General features: G+C 62.4%; 16 protein-coding genes and 1 other RNA gene. 9 read left to right on the forward strand and 8 right to left on the reverse strand.

The window, feature by feature from the left end; translation table 11 throughout:
- Positions 1-84: 84 nt before the first annotated feature.
- Positions 85-2,010 (reverse strand): molecular chaperone DnaK, encoded by a 1,926-nt coding sequence (gene dnaK / locus KUW00_RS19355; RefSeq protein WP_108131804.1) that lies wholly within the window; start codon positions 2,008-2,010, stop codon positions 85-87.
- Positions 2,011-2,169: 159 nt separating this feature from the next.
- On the reverse strand, positions 2,170-2,814 hold the full coding sequence (gene grpE / locus KUW00_RS19360) for a nucleotide exchange factor GrpE (protein WP_222569907.1): 645 nt from the start codon (positions 2,812-2,814) through the stop codon (positions 2,170-2,172).
- Positions 2,815-3,211: 397 nt separating this feature from the next.
- Here grpE and recN point away from each other — a divergent pair, with 397 nt between their 5' ends.
- Positions 3,212-4,885, forward strand: coding sequence for a DNA repair protein RecN (recN, locus tag KUW00_RS19365; protein WP_045992289.1), 1,674 nt, complete (start codon positions 3,212-3,214; stop codon positions 4,883-4,885).
- A gap of 228 nt (positions 4,886-5,113) precedes the next feature.
- Here the strand turns inward: recN and fur are convergent, their stop codons facing one another.
- Positions 5,114-5,560 (reverse strand): ferric iron uptake transcriptional regulator, encoded by a 447-nt coding sequence (gene fur, locus KUW00_RS19370; protein ID WP_045992290.1) that lies wholly within the window; start codon positions 5,558-5,560, stop codon positions 5,114-5,116.
- A 72-nt stretch (positions 5,561-5,632) separates the two neighbouring features.
- Between fur and KUW00_RS19375 the strand changes: the two genes are divergently transcribed.
- Positions 5,633-6,088, forward strand: coding sequence for an outer membrane protein assembly factor BamE (locus tag KUW00_RS19375; protein WP_045992301.1), 456 nt, complete (start codon positions 5,633-5,635; stop codon positions 6,086-6,088).
- 164 nt (positions 6,089-6,252) lie between these two features.
- Here KUW00_RS19375 and KUW00_RS19380 read toward each other — a convergent pair whose 3' ends face one another.
- Positions 6,253-6,552 carry an RnfH family protein gene (locus KUW00_RS19380; protein WP_045992291.1) on the reverse strand — a complete coding sequence of 100 codons (300 nt, stop codon included), beginning with the start codon at positions 6,550-6,552 and terminating at the stop codon, positions 6,253-6,255.
- Positions 6,553-6,640: 88 nt separating this feature from the next.
- Positions 6,641-7,075, reverse strand: coding sequence for a type II toxin-antitoxin system RatA family toxin (locus KUW00_RS19385; protein WP_045992292.1), 435 nt, complete (start codon positions 7,073-7,075; stop codon positions 6,641-6,643).
- Between the two features lie 221 nt (positions 7,076-7,296).
- Here KUW00_RS19385 and smpB point away from each other — a divergent pair, with 221 nt between their 5' ends.
- From smpB to KUW00_RS19410, 5 genes are all read left to right on the forward strand, one after another.
- Entirely contained in the window at positions 7,297-7,788 is a 492-nt protein-coding gene (gene smpB / locus KUW00_RS19390) for an SsrA-binding protein SmpB (protein ID WP_045992293.1), read from the forward strand.
- A 54-nt stretch (positions 7,789-7,842) separates the two neighbouring features.
- Positions 7,843-8,222, forward strand: a transfer-messenger RNA (tmRNA) gene (ssrA, locus tag KUW00_RS19395).
- A 261-nt stretch (positions 8,223-8,483) separates the two neighbouring features.
- Positions 8,484-9,677 carry a tyrosine-type recombinase/integrase gene (locus tag KUW00_RS19400; protein WP_222569908.1) on the forward strand — a complete coding sequence of 398 codons (1,194 nt, stop codon included), beginning with the start codon at positions 8,484-8,486 and terminating at the stop codon, positions 9,675-9,677.
- Positions 9,678-10,958: 1,281 nt separating this feature from the next.
- The gene (locus KUW00_RS19405; RefSeq protein WP_222569909.1) at positions 10,959-11,363 is read left to right on the forward strand and encodes a plasmid recombination protein; all 405 of its coding nucleotides are present in this window, start codon (positions 10,959-10,961) and stop codon (positions 11,361-11,363) included.
- A 742-nt stretch (positions 11,364-12,105) separates the two neighbouring features.
- Entirely contained in the window at positions 12,106-12,285 is a 180-nt protein-coding gene (locus KUW00_RS19410) for a helix-turn-helix transcriptional regulator (RefSeq protein ID WP_222569910.1), read from the forward strand.
- A 74-nt stretch (positions 12,286-12,359) separates the two neighbouring features.
- Here the strand turns inward: KUW00_RS19410 and istB are convergent, their stop codons facing one another.
- From istB to KUW00_RS19425, 3 genes are all read right to left on the reverse strand, one after another.
- Entirely contained in the window at positions 12,360-13,100 is a 741-nt protein-coding gene (gene istB / locus KUW00_RS19415; RefSeq protein ID WP_222569911.1) for an IS21-like element helper ATPase IstB, read from the reverse strand.
- Positions 13,087-13,326, reverse strand: a complete 240-nt coding sequence (locus tag KUW00_RS19420; protein ID WP_222569912.1) for a hypothetical protein — start codon at positions 13,324-13,326, stop codon at positions 13,087-13,089. Before KUW00_RS19420 ends, istB begins: the two co-directional genes overlap by 14 nt.
- 361 nt (positions 13,327-13,687) lie before the next feature.
- The gene (locus KUW00_RS19425) at positions 13,688-15,577 is read right to left on the reverse strand and encodes an FAD-dependent monooxygenase (RefSeq protein ID WP_222569913.1); all 1,890 of its coding nucleotides are present in this window, start codon (positions 15,575-15,577) and stop codon (positions 13,688-13,690) included.
- Between the two features lie 1,063 nt (positions 15,578-16,640).
- On the opposite strand from KUW00_RS19425, the gene KUW00_RS19430 reads away from it, so the two are divergent.
- Both KUW00_RS19430 and KUW00_RS19435 read left to right on the forward strand, forming a co-directional pair.
- A complete protein-coding gene (locus tag KUW00_RS19430; RefSeq protein ID WP_222569914.1) occupies positions 16,641-17,111 on the forward strand; it encodes a MarR family winged helix-turn-helix transcriptional regulator in 471 nt (156 codons plus the stop codon).
- A gap of 3 nt (positions 17,112-17,114) precedes the next feature.
- On the forward strand, positions 17,115-18,035 hold the full coding sequence (locus tag KUW00_RS19435; protein WP_222569915.1) for a LysR family transcriptional regulator: 921 nt from the start codon (positions 17,115-17,117) through the stop codon (positions 18,033-18,035).
- The last annotated feature ends 53 nt before the right edge of the window (positions 18,036-18,088 follow it).

Here is an 18,088-nt window from a genome sequence, read left to right on the forward strand (position 1 = left end):
GTCCGCCTCCGTCGCGACGCTCAGCAACACCAACGCGGGAGTCCGGCTCCCGCGTTGGCGTCATCCGAGGTTCAGATGTCGTGGTTACTGCTTTTTCTGGTCGTCGTTGACTTCTTCGTACTCGGCGTCGACCACGTCATCTTCCTTCTTGGCGCCAGCGTCGGCGTCACCCGCCTGCTGGCCAGCGTCCGCCTGCTCGGCGTACATCTTCTGCGCCAGGTTGCCGGAGGCCTCGGTCAGGGCGTCGAGCTTGGCCTGGATGGCGTCCTTGTCGTCGCCCTGCAGCGCTTCCTCGAGCTCCTTGATGGCGCTCTCGATGGCCTGCTTCTCTTCCTCGGAGGCCTTGTCGCCGGCTTCCTCGAGGGTCTTGCGAGAGGCGTGGATCATGCCATCGGCCTGGTTGCGCAGCGCCACCAGTTCCTCGAACTTCTTGTCCTCGTCGGCGTGGGCCTCGGCGTCGCGGACCATCTGCTCGATCTCGTCGTCGGACAGGCCGCTGGAAGCCTTGATGACGATGGACTGTTCCTTGCCGGTGGCCTTGTCCTTGGCGGACACGTTGAGGATACCGTTGGCGTCCAGGTCGAAGGCGACCTCGATCTGCGGCACACCGCGCGGCGCCGGCGGAATGTCCGACAGGTCGAAGCGACCGAGCGACTTGTTGCCGCTGGACTGCTTGCGCTCACCCTGCAGCACGTGAATGGTCACGGCGGTCTGGTTGTCGTCCGCGGTGGAGAACACCTGGGTCTTCTTGGTCGGGATGGTGGTGTTCTTCTCGATCAGCGGCGTCATCACGCCACCCAGGGTCTCGATACCCAGTGTCAGCGGGGTCACGTCCAGCAGCAGCACGTCCTTGACGTCACCGCCGAGCACGCCGCCCTGGATCGCAGCACCCACGGCCACGGCTTCGTCCGGGTTGACGTCCTTGCGGGCGTCCTTGCCGAAGAACTCGGCGACCTTGGCCTGAACCATTGGCATACGGGTCTGGCCACCGACCAGGATGACGTCGTCGATCTCGGAGGCGGACAGGCCGGCGTCGGACAGTGCGGTCTTGCACGGCGCCAGCGAACGGCTCACCAGCTCTTCCACCAGCGACTCCAGCTTGGCCCGGGTCACCTTGACGTTGAGGTGCTTGGGACCGGTGTTGTCGGCGGTGATGTAAGGCAGGTTGACGTCGGTCTGCTGGGCGCTGGACAGCTCGATCTTGGCCTTCTCGGCGGCTTCCTTCAGGCGCTGCATGGCCAGGTTGTCGCCAGACAGGTCGATACCGCTGTCGGCCTTGAACTGGTCGACCAGGTAGTTGATCAGCTTGAGGTCGAAGTCCTCACCACCCAGGAAGGTGTCGCCGTTGGTGGCCAGCACCTCGAACTGCGTCTCGCCGTCGACGTCGGCCACTTCGATGATGGAGATATCGAAGGTACCGCCACCCAGGTCATAGACCGCGATGGTCTTGTCGCCGCGTGACTTGTCCATGCCATAGGCAAGGGCAGCCGCGGTCGGCTCGTTGATGATGCGCTTGACCTCGAGCCCGGCGATGCGACCCGCGTCCTTGGTGGCCTGACGCTGGCTGTCGTTGAAGTAGGCCGGCACGGTGATAACCGCCTCGGTCACTTCTTCGCCCAGGTAGTCCTCGGCGGTCTTCTTCATCTTCTTCAGCACTTCCGCGCTGACCTGGGGCGGTGCCAGCTTCTTGCCCTTGACCTCGACCCAGGCGTCGCCGTTGTCGGCTTCGGTGATGGTGTAGGGCACCATCTTGATGTCCTTCTGGACGACGTCATCCTTGAAGCGACGGCCGATCAGGCGCTTGATCGCGTACAGGGTGTTTTCCGGGTTGGTCACCGCCTGACGCTTGGCCGCCTGACCCACCAGGGTCTCGCCATCATCGGTGTAGGCGATGATGGACGGGGTGGTACGTGCGCCTTCTGCGTTCTCGATTACCTTGGCGCTGTCGCCGTCGAGCACGGCCAGACAGGAGTTGGTGGTACCAAGGTCAATGCCGATGATGCGTCCCATAGGAAATCCTCGAATTCGTGTCTTGCGTAACTGAAGTTTGGCTTGCGGCGTTCGCCGCGGGGTTGCCGACTATCTGGGGGGCGTCTCCGCCGATTTCAAGTCCCCATGTTCAACTCCTGTCGACAACCCGTATCGGTCAGGCCCCGTGGGCCGGATGTTTCAGCCGGCCGCCTGGCTCACTACCACCATCGCCGGGCGCACCAGGCGTCCGTTGAGCACGTAGCCCTTCTGCATCACGTCGATGACGGTGTTGGGGTCGACCTCGGGGTTCGGCACCATGGCCATGGCCTCGTGGTACTGCGGGTCGAACGGCTCGCCCTGGGGCTCGACGATCTCGACGCCGAACTTGGCCAGTACGTCGAGCTGCATCTTCAGGGTCATGGAGACACCCTCGCGATGCACCTCGGAGGCGTCCTCACCCATGGCCTCAAGCGCCTTTTCCAGGCTGTCGACCACCGGAAGCAGGTCCTTGATGAACTTCTCCAGCGCAAACTTGCGCGCCTTCTCGGCCTCGGCTTCCGCCCGCCTGCGCACGTTCTGCGCCTCGGCGGCGGCACGCAGGGCCTGGTCCTTGGCCTCGGTCACGCTCTGCTCGAGCTCCTCGACGCGGGCCGCCAGCACCTCGGCCTCGGGGTTGTCACCGCCTTCCACGGCCTCGGCCTGTGCCTCATCCTCAGCCTTATCGACGATGTCCTCGAGTTCGCCCTCGACGGCCTCGGCAGCATCGACCGCCTGCTCCGGCTCGCCTTCCTGCTCCTGGCGAGCGAGTTCGTCATCCAACGGGGTCTGGGGATCTTTGGCCATGTGCAGCCTCCTGAAGAAGTCCAACAATTGCGGTAGCACCGCCTGTACAGTGGCTGGTCCGGGGACCAGAGGTTGCAGAGGTATATGGGGTTGGCCACAACAATCTCAAGGGGAAAGACGCAGATCCTGATCAGACTTTCCCCGGCAGGCCCAGGATTTGCCGCAGCGCTGACCCGCAACCACTGAAGTTGCTGCGCAAGGATGCATTGAGGGCGCGCCTGGACTACTGTATAAACAGACACCACATGGATGGATAAACAGTAATGCCAACCCCCATCCATTGCGCCATATCGATGCTCTAGCGATTGCGCGAGCGATTGCCGCACCCATCGCCCTGTACGACCGCCACCCTTGCACTGACCGTCGCACCGCTCGGTGACGCCACCAGGAGGCACGCATGCTGACCGAACTCTCGATCCAGGACTTCGCCATCGTCGACCACCTCGAACTCGAGCTCGAGGGCGGCATGACTGCCATCACCGGCGAGACCGGCGCCGGCAAGTCGATCCTGCTTGGCGCCCTGGGCCTGTGTCTCGGCGAACGCGCCGACGCCGGCAGCGTGCGCCACGGCCAGTCCAGAGCCGACCTGAGCGCGCGCTTCGACATTGCCAACCTGCCCAACGCCCGGGCCTGGCTTGCCAACCGAGAACTGCCCGATGACGACTGCCTGCTGCGTCGCGTGGTCACTAAAAGCGGTCGCTCCAAGGCCTGGATCAACGGCCAGCCGGCCACCATCGCCGACCTCAAGTCGCTGGGCGAGACCCTGATCGAGATCCACGGCCAGCACGCCCACCAGGCCCTGCTGGCCGAGGACACCCACCTGCGCCTGCTCGACGACCTGGCCGGCCACCGTGAATCGGTGAGCCGACTGGCCGAGCTCTATCGGGAGTGGCAGTCCACCCGGCGACAACTGAAACGGCTGGCCGACGACGGCGATGAAATCCGCGCCCGTCGCCAGCTGTTGCGCTATCAGGTGGAAGAACTCGACCAACTCGGCCTGGGCGAAGACGAGCTCGAACAGCTCGAACGTGAACAGGAGCTGCTGGCCCACGCCGAGTCGCGCCTGGCGGAGACCCAGTTCGCGCTCGACTGCTGCGATGGCGAGGAAGGCGGTGCCCTACCCCTGCTCCACCAGGCAAGCCAACACCTGGCCGCCCTGCCCGGCAGCGACAAGGGAGCCCTGGCCAACGCCATCGCCTTGCTGGGTGACGCCAGCATTCAGCTCGAGGAAGCCGGCCGCGAACTGCATCAGGTGGTCGCCGACGTGGAGCTGGACCCGGAGCGCCTGGCCTGGGTAGAGCAGCGCCTGGGCGAGGCTCACCGCATCGCTCGCAAGCACCATGTACTGCCCGACGAGATCGTCGCCCTGCACCAGCGCCTGACGGCAGAACTTCAGGGGCTGGAGGGCGGTGACGAGGACCTCGAGGCGCTGACCGAGAAGGCCGACGCCCTCAAGGCAGAATGGCGTGCCCTGGCAGAGACCGTCAGCGCCGCTCGCCACAAGGCCGCCAAGCGTTTCGGCAAGGAAGTCCAGCAGCAACTGGCGTTTCTGGCCATGGGCAAGGCCCGCTTCGAGGTCGACGTCAGTCGGCGCGATGCCGCTACCCCAGAGGGCATGGACCGGGTGCGCTTCCTGATCGCCGCCAACCCCGGCCAGCCGCCACGCCCGCTGGCCAAGGTAGCCTCCGGTGGTGAGCTGTCGCGTATCAGCCTGGCCATCCAGGTGATCGCCGCCCAGCACTCCACCATCCCCAGCCTGGTGTTCGATGAGGTCGACGTCGGGGTATCCGGTGCCACCGCCGAGATCGTCGGCCAGTTGCTCAAGCGACTGGGCCAGGGCGGCCAGGTACTGACGGTGACCCACCTGCCCCAGGTCGCCGCCCAGGCCCACCACCATCTGCACATCGAGAAGAAGGCACGCAAGGATTCCACCCGCACCCGCATGGCACACCTCGACGAAGCCGGGCGGGTCGGCGAGCTGGCACGCATGCTCGGCGGCGTCAAACTCTCGGACCAGACCCTGGCCCATGCCCGCGAGATGCTCGACGCAAGCCAAAGGGCGCACCACTAGGCCCGGCGAACCCAGGCAGCACAGAAAAGCGCTACTGAAGAGCAGTACGCAAGAAAAAGCAGCATTTTACAGTGAGCCGACAACGCAAGCGCCACGCCCCCAACTGACGGGGACGTGGCGCTTTTGTGTACCCACTGGCCGAACAGCGCTGATCACATCTTCCAGACACGAGAAAGCCTCCGCCCGGGGGCAGAGGCTCTTGCTCAGCGCTACGCGCAGAGGGATCCGTTACTTCTTGGCGATGCCTTCCTGACGCGTCGCCTTGGAACCCTTGGGTCTGACGTAGAGGACCAGCGCGTGATCGACGAGTTCGAAGCCGTGCTCCTCGGCGATCTCCTGCTGCCGACGCTCGATGGTCTCGTCGAAGAACTCGATGATCTCACCGCTTTCCAGGCACACCATATGGTCGTGATGCTCTTCCTGGGAGAGCTCGAAGACCGCATGGCCACCGTCGAAATTGTGTCGGATCACCAGGCCCGCCGACTCGAACTGAGTCAGCACGCGATACACCGTCGCCAGGCCCACATCTTCACCGGCTTCGAGAAGCGTCTTGTACACGTCCTCGGCGCTGAGGTGGTGCTGATCGGTGGCAGATTCGAGGATCTGCAGGATCTTTACGCGCGGCAGAGTGACTTTCAGTCCAGCCTTGCGCAATTCATGGTTCTTGTCGGCCATGGTTGCTCTTCGCAGTATCAGGTAGGGTCGGGTATGATCGACCGACCCCACGATAGTGAAGAACAGGCGCAAATGCAAAAGTTGACCGGAATTGTCACCCTTTCACTGGCCCTGGCGCTGACCAGCGGCTGCACCTACTTCAGCGTGTACAAGCGCGACCTGGCACAGGGCAACCTGGTGACCAACAGCATGGTCGAACAGCTGCGCCCCGGCATGTCCCGACAGGAGGTCATCAACCTCATGGGCTCGCCGCTGCTGGAGGCCCCGTTCAGCGCCGACCAGTGGGACTACGTATACCGTCTCGACGAAGCTTACGGCGACGTGATGCAAAGACGCGTCACCCTGACCTTCGCCGGCAACAACCTGGTCAATATCGACCGGGAAGGCGACTTCAGCATGAACCCGGACGTGGCAGGCAAGCATAGCTACGGCGTAGGCCCCACCAGCGGCGGCGGCGACGATAACCCCGAGGGCGAAGCCAATATCGAGCCGATCTACAACCGCACCGTGGATCCCGAGCGCGAGTAAGCCGTTGGCGCCAGCGAGAACACGCATCAGGGTGGCCACAACGGCCACCCTGGTTGGTTCTACGCCTGGCTGGTTCTACGCCTGGTGGGCTCTACACCTAGGCGCTTCCATGCGCAGCGCCTTCGCTCAGACGGCGACGCACCTGCCCCGGCCGCCCAGGGTCGCTAGGAGGAAGAGCGGCTACGAGCCGCCCTCTCTGCCCTCGCCGCCTTGGGATCGATCTTCAACGGTCGATAGACCTCTACGCGATCACCGTCACGCAGTATCTGCCGTGAGGGTTCTTTCAACGCCTTGCCGAAGATACCGAGACTGGCCTCGCTGAAGGTTTCCACAGGCAGTTCGGGAAACAGCGACGGCAGGTCGGCCAACGCCAGCGCTTCGCTGGCGGTCGTGCCCTTGGCGACGCGCAGCGCGACAAGACGTTGCTTATGCGGCAAGGCAAAGGCCACTTCCACGCGAAGCACCTCGTCGCTTGCGTCCTCCTTTATATCTGGCCCCGCCGAGTGATCGACAGGTGCCGGCTCGACACGAGGAGCCGAGGGTCTCGCGCTGTCAGCGGCCATAGAGCTCATCGGCACGCCGCGTGAAGGCATCCACCTGCTGGCCCGCGATCTGCTGGAAGACCTTGCCAAAGGCCATGCCGAGCAGCCGGCTGGAGAACTCGAAGTCCATCTCCAGGCTGACCTTGCACACGTTCTCGCCCATGGTGATGAATTTCCAGCGCCCGTCCAGTCGCTTGAACGGCCCCTTTACCAGCGACAGCTCGATACGGTCAGGCTCATGCAGGTCATTTCGGGTGACGATGGTCTGCTCGATGCCGGCCCGCCCCAGGGTCATTTCGCCGATCAGGTGCGATTCGTCCTTCTCCAGCAGCCGCGCGCGACGGCAGCCCGGCAGAAACTCCGGATAGCGCTCGAAATCGTTGACCAGATCGAACATCTGCTTGGGGGTGTGCCGCACCATGGCGGACCGATTGACGGTTGGCATTGACCTCTCCGCTGACTTCCAGAAGCCCAGGGCGTATCATGAGCGGTTATTTCGGCCTCAAATGGTAGCACGCTTCCCCGGCAGAACTGGAGACAGCCGAAAGGGGGACCGACGGGCAGCGCCGCCGTGGCAACCGCCTGGCGTCGACCCGGAAGGCTACACATCGGGCCGCATCGGTTACGAAACCGCTTCCACGACCGATTCAGACATCAAGAGGTTCCATGGCCAGCAAGAAGGGAAAGGACAAGGGTCCCGGCAACAACACCATCGCCCAGAACAAGAAGGCGCGCTTCGAATACCATATCGACGAGTCCTTCGAGGCCGGGCTGGTGCTGGCGGGATGGGAGGTCAAGAGCCTGCGTGCCGGCAAGGCCCAGCTCACCGACACCTACATTCTGGTGAAGAACGGCGAGGCCTGGTTGCTCGGCAGCCATATCATGCCGCTCAACACCACCAGCACCCACGAGGTGGCGGACCCCACGCGCACGCGCAAGCTGCTGCTTCACCGCAAGGAGATCGCCAAGATCTTCTCGCGCACCCAGGACAAGGGGCACACCTGTGTGCCGCTGAAGCTGTACTGGAAAGGCAGCCGGGTGAAGTGTGAGCTGGCGCTGGTGACGGGCAAGAAGCTCCACGACAAGCGCGCCACCGAGAAGGACCGCGACTGGCAGCGTCAGAAGGGCCGCGTCATGCGGGAACAAAACCGCGCCTGAGCCGTCAGATGTAGTACAGACCGCCGGATCTTTGGTACACTGGCGGGGCGTTACGGGGGCGACATGGTTTCGACGCTGATGACAACCCCTGAGGTGCATGCCGAGAGCGTGATGTATCTCGTAAATCCAACATCACGATTAAATAGTCGCAAACGACGAAAACTACGCTCAGGGCGCGCTGGCAGCGTAAAAACTGCTAGCTTCTAGTCCTACCCGGCGGCGACGTGCTCATCCGTTGCCAATGGGCTACGAGCCAAGATAGGTGAGATCGCGGTTGGCGCTGTCCTCTCGTCAATCGCTAAACTTTGGAGGAATCGCGTTTCGGGATCCTGCCCGTCGGAGCCCGAGGCGTTAAATCAAATGACGGAACTAAGCATGTAGAGCCAATGGGCGAGTGTCGGCGGACGCGGGTTCGATTCCCGCCGCCTCCACCAACCACAGGTTTCAGGAGTTACCAAGAAACGCCAGAAACCGCATGAACAGGGGCCTCCGGGCCCCTTTCTTGTTTCAGGAGTTCCCAGGTCATCCTTTGACATACCCCCAACGATGGGGGTACATCTGGGGGTACATCGTCGAAACCATAATCTGGTACCCCCAACTCGCCGCAGACCGCATCAGCCGGGCTTCTGAGTCGCCTCGCAGGTGCAAGGCGGCCCACGATGGGGGTACCTGCCAAGCTCGCTGCGAGGTCCCCCATGAGCCGCCAGATCAACAAGCTGTCAGCCACCGCCGTGAAGACGGCGAAGCCCAAGGACAAGACCACCAGGATGGCCGATGGCGGAGGGCTCTATCTTGAGATCCGACCGACTGGCAGCAAGTACTGGCGAATGAAGTACCGCTTTGCTGGCAAGGAAAAGCTACTCGCGATCGGCACCTACCCGGATGTAACGCTGGCGGACGCGCGAAAAGCGCGCGACAAGGCCAAGGAGCAGTTAGCCGAGGAGGTGGACCCCAGCATGGCCAAGCAGCTCGAGCGCCAGCTCGGACAACAGGTAGCAGCCAACACGTTCCAGCTGGTGGCACAGGAATGGCTGGAGCGGGTCCACCAATATGACGTCGTGCCTGATCACTACCAGCGTAACCGCCGACGACTCGAGCGCGACGCCTTTCCAGTCCTCGGCAAAAGACCGCTTTCCGAGATCACCGCTGCTGAACTGTTGACCTGCCTGCGCCGCATCGAGGAGCGCGGCCATGTTGAGACCGCTCACCGAGTCAAGACGCTTTGCGGCCAGGTCTTCCGCTACGGGATATCGACCGGGCGCGCCGAACGTGACCCGACCCCGGATCTGCGCGGCGCCCTGCGGCCCAGCAAGACCAAGCACTACCCTGCCCTGACCGATCCCAAAGAGGTGGCCGAGCTGCTCCGTGCTATTGATGGCTATGGCGGCCAGCCCGTCACCATCGCGGCGCTGAAGCTGGCGCCTCTGGTCTTCACTCGTCCGGGCGAGCTACGCCAGGCCAGCTGGGTCGATATCGACCTGGAGGCCGCCACCTGGACCTTTGAGGCCAGCAAGACCGGACAACCCCTGATTGTCCCTCTCCCCACCCAGGCCGTGGATATCCTGAGCGATCTCTATGGTCTTACTGGAAGATCGGAATTCGTTTTCCCCGGTGCACGCAGTAATAAGCGCCCCATGAGCAATGTTGCAATGAAAGCGGCTCTTGACCGAATGGGATTCAAGAATCAAATGACAGTTCATGGGTTTCGCGCAATGGCTAGAACCATCCTTGCGGAGAGGCTCGGTTACCCTGAAAACTATATTGAACAACAGCTAGCGCATACTGTAAGAGACCCCAATGGTCGTGCCTATAACCGCACTCAATACCTGGATCAGCGCCGAGAGATGCTTCAATCATGGGCAAACTATCTAGACCAACTAAGAACATGATATTAATTTAATCAACTATAAAAAACTCGCCTGCAAGACGTCGCCTCCAACAGCATAAAATATCAACAATCCACCTTTTTCTTTACTTATCATATTATTCAAAGCTTATTACACGCCACACGAAGTAGCACAAAAACTGGAAATTAAAACATTAAACCTGTGCCTTATGAAAATCCTCACGCCCATTACAGCATAATTGCAGGGGCTTGATTCACAGTCGAGAATAGACACACGAGGCACTTAATCCCGCGCATAATCTGAAGCCAAGGCACGATTGGAAAGCGGTCAAACCAAAGTGTGGTCAGCGTCCGCTATAATCCATGAAGCGGCGAACCAGAGAATCCTTACCTTGGGACGCCTTGGAATTCGGCCCAGATATTCCATTTCTATGAAGACCGTGGAGCAGGCCATTTGAACGAGGTACGCACCACTGAGACACTGGGCTGAGACGCTGAGAAACAGCGGTGAAACGCTGTTGAGCCGCTATTGGCCGCCTGTTGGCGCCCTATTGACTGCCTTCTGAAGCCCTATTGACTGCCTTCTGACGTCCTATTGACTGCCTTCTGACGTCCTATTGACTGCCTTCTGACGCCCTATTGACTGCCTATTGACTGACTATTGGCCACCTGTTGGCTGTCGCCCCGCCTCGCCTGGCTATGACGTTCGGGCCGTCCAGGTCAAAAGCTGCCTGACACCCACCTGCGAGCGGCGGGCTGCAAACCGATGCCGGCCAGCGATGGCAAGGTCACCAACCACAGTCCAGTTTTGGCAACCTCACCCCTTTCGTATACGTGGGCCCATCCCAGCCCTGGATATTGCCCCCCAATGCACGCCCTCCTGCGGGTGCCGACCCTGCCTACCTTGTTCACCCAGCAGCCCACAAGCGATCCTGCCCCTCCCTGCGGTGGGCGCCCCCTCCTGTGGCTCAGAGGTACTTTTCGCGGGGTTATGTAGGTACTTCCATTCTGTAAAGAGTTTACCTCCGATGCGGGGTTACCTCTTGGGTGCGTGGTTATCTCCCAAAAGGACCTCCCCCGAGTGGTAGGATGGACCCCATCGCGACAGTCAACGGACGGGTCACACCCACCTACCAGTTCGTCCGCCTGCGGGGGGTATCCCCGCGGGTCGGCCAGCGAGAAGAGCACCCTGGCCTCGGTGCTCGCCGAGGGAAGACGTGAGCCGAGTCACTCCCGGCACGTGGACGCCCCCTCGGTCGAGGTCCCCCCCGTCGATGCCGAGTGGAACTCGATCAGGGAGTAACAGGTCTGGATTGAAACGACCATGGCTAACTCAGTGGATCTCCTGAATGCCCGAGGAGGGAAGATCGTTGAGCGAAAGATTCGCTCTGATGCGCCAGCGCTTGGCACTGTTATTGCGAGCCTCCCCAGTGAAACGAAAGACACGCCCAGGGAGATAATCAGCCGCTTCCGCCAAGAGTGCATCGACTGGTTTAAGGGCTATCTCGAGAACGCAGGGATGCACCTAAAACTGCTGCATCCTCCACCTGGACGAAAAATTACCCACTTGCACCTGTGGTTTACCCCGGGGCGTGAAACGCTCTCTCGCAGGGAGTGGAAGATGGGCAAGGTTACCAACCCATCTCTTCCTGAGAAGGAGAATATGCGCCGCTCGTTCTTTCGTGAGATCGGGAACCGATACTTCGATGAACTTGAGAAGCCAAAATAAGAGCGCCGCCGGCGTATTCCAAGTCGCGCAGTCGCCGCGGTAAATCGTTTACCTCCCGGAGAGCCAAATAGCGATGGATCCATTATGGGGTTACCCGTTGCACAGGGAGCAACTCTTCAGTTGATGAGCAGCAATCAGCGATGACCCCCGGCATGATTGAGAGGCCCCCTTTCTACATCTGGAAAGTCCGCCGCATTATTGAAGGGATACTTCAACAGCGAAAGCGTATTGGGGGTCTTACTGAAGAGCAGATCATTCGCTTATTTTCGGAGCGCTCTGGCGCCTCAAAAGAATGCTCGGCGCTATTATCGACAGCATGCTAGGAGAGCGGAGTAATGATTCCGGTGAATCAACTCATCGGCCGCAGAGATCAGTAATGGATCAGCTCAGGAAGTTTCAGGAAAGCTCCTCAAGACGTCCCTCCCCCGCCGCTGGCGCCAGCGACACTCCCCATACCGGGATCACCCCTGGGGAATCCGAGAATACCCCTGGTGGCGCCAAGGGCACGCCGACCCTCGACCGATTCAAGTCTGGCAGGCGCCTCAAGGGGCACACCACGCCAGAGCGATAGACCCATGACCTGAGACTGACCCTGCGGCCCGCCCATCAGGCAGCAAGGCGTCCACCAGAGCGCATCGCCCCACCAGGCGGTGCGCGTTTTTTTGGTGCTGTCGCCGCAAATTCCCGAATTTGACCCCTGTATTAGAGGTGAGACCGAAACTCACCAACATCAGGAGGTCCCATGACCCAGCTCATTCGTAAATCCACAGTTCTCCAGCGTTGCGGCATCGGCCAGAGCTCGCTGTACCGGCAAATCAAGGCAGGGACATTCCCACGTCCCATCCTGATTTCAGAACGCTGCGTGGCCTGGGTAGAGCACGAGGTAGATGCGTGGATGGAGGCAAAGCGGCGCAACCGATAACCCCTGCCTCCAGCTGTCAATGGCCATCAGAACTGACCCACCAGCGGTCATTAGTTTTGACCCACCCATGATCGTCAGCTGAGCGTCTTCTGCTTCAGCCGGTAACTCTCCCCGCCGAGCAGGTAGAGGTGCGAGTGGTGGATGATCCGGTCTACGATCGGCACCGCCACGTTGTCGTCGTTGAAGAACTCCCCCCAGCTGGAGAAGTCCTTGTTGGTGGTGATGATCAGTGACCGGTGCTCGTAGAATCGGTTGATCAGCTGGAACAGCGCGTAGCGCGCCTGCCGGCTCATCGGCAAGTAGCCCAGCTCATCGATCACCAGAGCGTCGACCTTGGCGAGCTTGTGCAGCGTCTTCTTCAGCTCGCCTTTCATCTCCGCCAGCTCCAGTGCCTCGACCAGGTCCAGAGCGTTGCGGAACAGCACCCGGTAGCCGGCCTCGATGGCCTTCTGCCCGATACCGATGCTCAGATGGGTCTTGCCCACCCCTGGCGGGCCGATAAATACCAGGTTCTCGCGGTTGTCGAGGAATGCGAAGTCCAGCAGGGCGTTGACCTGGCGCTTAGTAATCGTGGTCTGGTGCCGGTAGTCGAACCCCTCCAGCCGTTTGTCGCTGGGGAATCCGGCCTGGCGCCGGTAGAGATCGACGCGCTTCGCCTCACGGGTCTGGCGCTCGTGCTCGACCAGCATGTCGGCGAAGGCCAGGTAGGAGACCTCGTTGGCCTCGGCCTGGGCCAGCAGCTCGGTGAGGCCGCCGGCGATGGCGCCCAGGCGCAGGCTGCGGTAACGCCCGACGGTCAGCTCAAGCTGCCCCATGGGTCACCTCCTGGTGGCCGCTGGAGCGGACAAGCCGGCCGTACTGAGCCAGTTCGGCCGGCGTCGTGCTGGGTCCTTCAGGCACATCGCCCTCGTGATCCCAGCCCCGCGCCTTGGCGAGCCGTGCCGCCGCCAGCCGTTCCTTGACGCCACCGGCGGTCAAGCGCTCCCGAGTGAGCCAGTCAGCGATCAGCGCCAGATCCAGCTGAGCCTCGGCCTCCAGCACCTGCTTGGCGCCCCGAGGCCAGAAAGGGAGGCTGCCAGCAGGCAGGCGGTAACCTTGGTTTTCATTGACGTTCTCCTGAGTAGTGATGTAGCGATGACGGCGGCGAAGAGCGTTCGCAGAGTGAACTACATACCGACTGAACCCATCCCCATCCCTTATGCAGCAAGAAGAGACTTTCGTCTTATGGGGTCGTAACCTCTTGGTTTCCTAATTAACCCCATGACACCTGAAACTGTGGTGCTCACCCCGCAGCATAGTGCCAGCGCCCCCCCGTGCGGCTGATCAAGGTCGGCAAGGGCGGGCCGACGCCCGCCGAGGTCTGCCTTCCTGGTGAAGTGCGAGATGGTGCATGAGAGCGCTATCAGCTCGGCTCCACCATGAAGCGGGAGAAGAACTCGGTGAGTTCATCGAAACCATCGAGCGGCAGAACGAGGGAGACATACTGATCCGGGCGTACCACCACCAGGGCACCGGCCCCGCGATCGATGCCCCTCAGGTCGAAGATGTCCTGATCGGTGCCCAGCACCGGGGCGTGGGCCTTCTGGTAGTCCTGCAGCCCGAGGGCTCCCTTGTGCGGCTTGAGGACATCGTGCATGTCGGCCCAGTCGACCTCCAGGTGGGACTGCTGGATGATGCCGTGGACATCGAAGATCGCATCCGGATCGGCGCCTTGCGGGGTAAAGCGGCTGATCGGTGATTCCTCGCTGGCGAGGAAATCCATCAGGGCATTGAACCGGGAGCCCGGGCGTCGCGGGTCGACCATGTCGGCGAAGGCATAGAGCCGCCACCGGCCGTCGGCGCGATGGACGTGGCCAAGGTGGACCTGCTTGGCATCACCGAGCCGGATCACCTCCGCCGAGTGGAAGCGGCGTCCGGGCGGAAAGCCGGTGGCCAGGCCCAGGTGGGTATCGTCACCGGTAAGCAGGGCCGGCGTGTAGTGAGTGGCGAAGCCCGCGGTGAACTCGCTGTTGGTGACGAACTGGCGCTGCACCTCGGCCAGGCCTTTCATCGCGGCCTGGGGGTCGTCGGAGTCCTGAGCGGCGCCGATCGCCCGCGACCAGCGGGTATCCATCTCGATCAGGTTCTCGGCGATGACGTGGCGCTCGGCGTTGTAGGTGTGCAGCAGGCTCGCCGGGCTGCGGCCTTCCAGCACCGAGATCAACTTCCAGCCCAGGTTGAAGGTGTCCTGCATCGACACGTTCATGCCCTGACCGGCCTTGGCGGTGTGGGTGTGGCAGGCATCGCCGGCGATGAAGACCCGCGGCGTGCGGCTGTCCATCTGATGGTCGTCGACATCGTCGAACTTGTCGGTGACCCGGTGACCGACACGGTAGACGGAGAACCATGCGGTCTCCTTCACCTCGAAGGTGTAGGGGGCGAGGACGGCCTGGGCCTTTTCCAGCACCTGCTCCTGGGTCAGCCAGGCGTCCGGGGCGATGTTGCCCATGTCGACGTAGAGGCGGACCATGTAGCCGCCCTCGCGGGGGATCAGCAGGATGTTACCCGCCTCGGCCGACTGGATCGTGCACTTGAAGCGGATGTCCGGGAAGTCGGTCACCGCCAGCACGTCCATCACCCCCCATGCCTTGTCTTCACCGTGGCCTTGCGGTACCCGGCCGATGGACTGGCGCACGACGCTGTGTGCGCCGTCGCAGCCGACCACGTACTTCGCGCGGACGGTCTTCTCGCCGTCGGGTGTGTTGAGGGTCACGCTCACCCGCTCGTCGGCGGCCTCGGGCACCTCCACCTTGAGTGTCTCGTGGCTATAGTCGACCTGCAGGCGGCTGGGGGAGTTGACCATGTACTCCAGCAGGAAATCGAGCAGTCGGGCCTGGTTGACGATCACGTGCGGGAACTCCGACAGGCCGTCACGAACGTCCTGCACACGGCCGAGCCGGGAGATCCGTGACTTGTCCTCAGGATCCGGTCCCCAGAAGTGGGTCTCGTTGATCCAGTAGGCCTCGGTAGTCATCCGTTCGGCCAGGCCGAAGGCCTCGAACATCTCGACCGTACGGCAGGCGACACCATCGGCACGCCCCACCTCGAGGGGCCCATCGGCCTTCTCCACGACACGGGTGACGATATCGGGGAAGGTGGATAACTGGGCCGCCAACAGAAGCCCGGCTGGGCCGGTACCGACGATCAGGACGTCCACCTCCTCGGGCAGCGGCCCCTGTTCGGCGCTGCGCCCCTCGGCCGCGGGTTGAATCCGCGGATCGCCACTGCGGTAACCGTCGAGGAAGTACTGCATCTGCTCGCTCTCCATCCCGTGCGCTACGGGGATTCGTTGTTGATGGGCAATCAGAGATAAGGATTGTTGCCGGTGTGGCAATTCGCCACGGCATAATAATCAGTATTGTGATCAATTTGCCGGCGAGCAATTAGACTTTCCTCCAAGCCTCGACGACAGTCATCCTCACCGGCGTCTGGAGCACCGGGCGATCCGTCGTTCACTAGGCAAGGGGAACGTGAAACGGCAAGCCTCGGCTCGCCGTTTCAAGTCTCGTCCTGACTGGGTCGGCTTCACATCCAGCAGGCCGCGTCCGGTACCTCGAGCTGTCCGCGGGCCACTTCCAGCACCTCGTGGAGACCCTCGCCGAACTCGCGCAGATAGAGATGCAGGATGGGATGGTGGGACGCGAAGTAGCTCGAGGGGTCCCGCGGGCGCTCGAGCCGTATCTCGGCCAGGGCCGCGCGGGGAAGTTCGAACAGGCCGATGGCGGCAAACGGTTCCCGGACGAGGTCGGCCTCCGTGCCCCAGGAGAAGCTTCTGCGCTTACTGCAGGATCGAGAGGTGATGGCCTACGGCCCTCGGTGCCTGGAGGAAAATACGCCGCAACCCTCCCGATGGAATCGCAACGTGTTCGCCGATAGATGAGTTCAAGGCAGGCCGCCCGGAAGAAGAAACGGCCCGCAAGCCGCGCCATTGGGCAGCGCGAACGCCTCAGATATATGCGAAACGGGAGGCCATGCGGGCCTGATAGCCACGGTAGGCGCCTTCGCTCATCCGTTCCAGTAGACGGTAAGCCACCCTGCCGACGCGCCTGTGTGGGGGAAGCTGGGTAACAGTGGCAGCAGCCTGAGTCTTCATGAGCGGTGGAACCTGTTGATTATGAGCGTGCTAACAGCATACCTGAGGTTTAGACTTTAGTCCAATCCAACGTCCTTCCTTCCAAGGCAATCGCAGCTGTTCATCCTGAGGAGCACCGGGGAAAATCTAATGAACCGGCGATGCCCGAGGCGACGCCTTCTGCTATGGTGAGGCGTTTGCCCTGGCCGCGGCATTTCCTTTACTTCCCGAGAAGGCCGAAAACATGACTGGCTCTCCCCTCTCCCAAGCCAACACCCTGCCCGGCAACCTGCTCAGGCGCTGCCACCAGATCAGCGTGGCCATCTTCCTGCGTCGATGCGAGGCCTACCACCTGACCCAACTGCAGTACGTGATCCTCTCGGCCCTCGAGGAGATCGGCTCGATCGACCAGATCACCCTGGGGCGGCACACGGCGCTGGATCGCAATACCGTGGCAGTAGTGGTGAAGAAGCTGGAGGAACGCGGCCTGGTCAACCGTCGGCGCAACCCCGAGGACCGGCGCTCCATGCTGGTGACCCTCACCGAGGCAGGCAAGAAGCTTCGCCACGACGTCGAGCCGGCCGTCGCCGAGGTGCAGGAGGAGATTCTCGCGCCGCTCAATGAAGCCGAGCAGGACACCCTCTGCCGGCTGCTCAAGCGGATCGCCGACGAGAACAACAGCTTGAGCAGGGTACCGATCAGTCGCGCCGGCTGAGACATGGACGTCATCCCCAGTCTACGCTGCCTGCGCGCCGTAGCCGCCGTCGCCGACCGAGGCAGCGTGCTCGGCGCTGCCGAGACCCTCAACCTCTCCCAGCCTGCGGTGTCCAGGGCGATCCGCGACCTGGAGAAGACCCTTGGCCTGACGCTGTTCGAACGCCACCACAGCGGCATGCTCTGTACCGAGGTGGGCGCACTCGTGGCCCACCGCTACCGACGCGTCCTCCACCAGTTCGCCCGAGCCGAGCGCCAGCTGGCCCAGCTCCAGCTTGACGGCCACTTCCAGCGCCTGAACCAACGCCTCTCCCAGCGCCACCTCAAGGTGCTGGTGACCCTGGCCGAGACCCATAACGAGCGCCAGGCCGCCCGCTGCCTGGCCCTGACACAGCCGACCATCAGCGCCAGCCTGCGTGACCTCGAGGGGCGGCTGGCCACACCGCTGTTCCTGCGCACCCAACGCGGACTGATCGCCACGCCCTGCGGCACCCTGCTGACCCGACACACCAAAGTGGCCCTGCGCGAACTGGCGCTGCTCCAGGACGACCTGGCGGCCTGGCGGGGTGAGGCCCAGGGACGGGTGGTGATAGGTGCCCTACCGTTGACCAGCTCGCTGCTGGTGCCGCGTGCCGTGGACGAGCTGCTGCGGGAGCACCCGGGACTCGTCGTCACCGTTCACGAAGGGACCTATGACGTGCTGTTCGAGGCGCTGCGCAGCGGCGAAATTGACGTCCTGGTAGGGGTCCTCCACCGAATCGACCCCGAGGAGGAGATGACCCAGAAGGTACTTATGCATGACAGGCTGGCGGCCGTGGCGCGCCCCTGGCACCCCTTGATGGATCACCCCAACTTGACCCTAGCCCGGATATTGCACCGGAAATGGAAAAAGCGGCTGAAAATCGGTTATAATTCAAGAGCCTAAGCAAGAATTAGCCGACACAGCCGCCATGACAAAATGTACCACGCCCACCGCCA

This window comes from Halomonas sp. DP5N14-9 (assembly GCF_019802175.1).
Taxonomy (GTDB): Bacteria; Pseudomonadota; Gammaproteobacteria; order Pseudomonadales; family Halomonadaceae; genus Halomonas; species Halomonas litopenaei.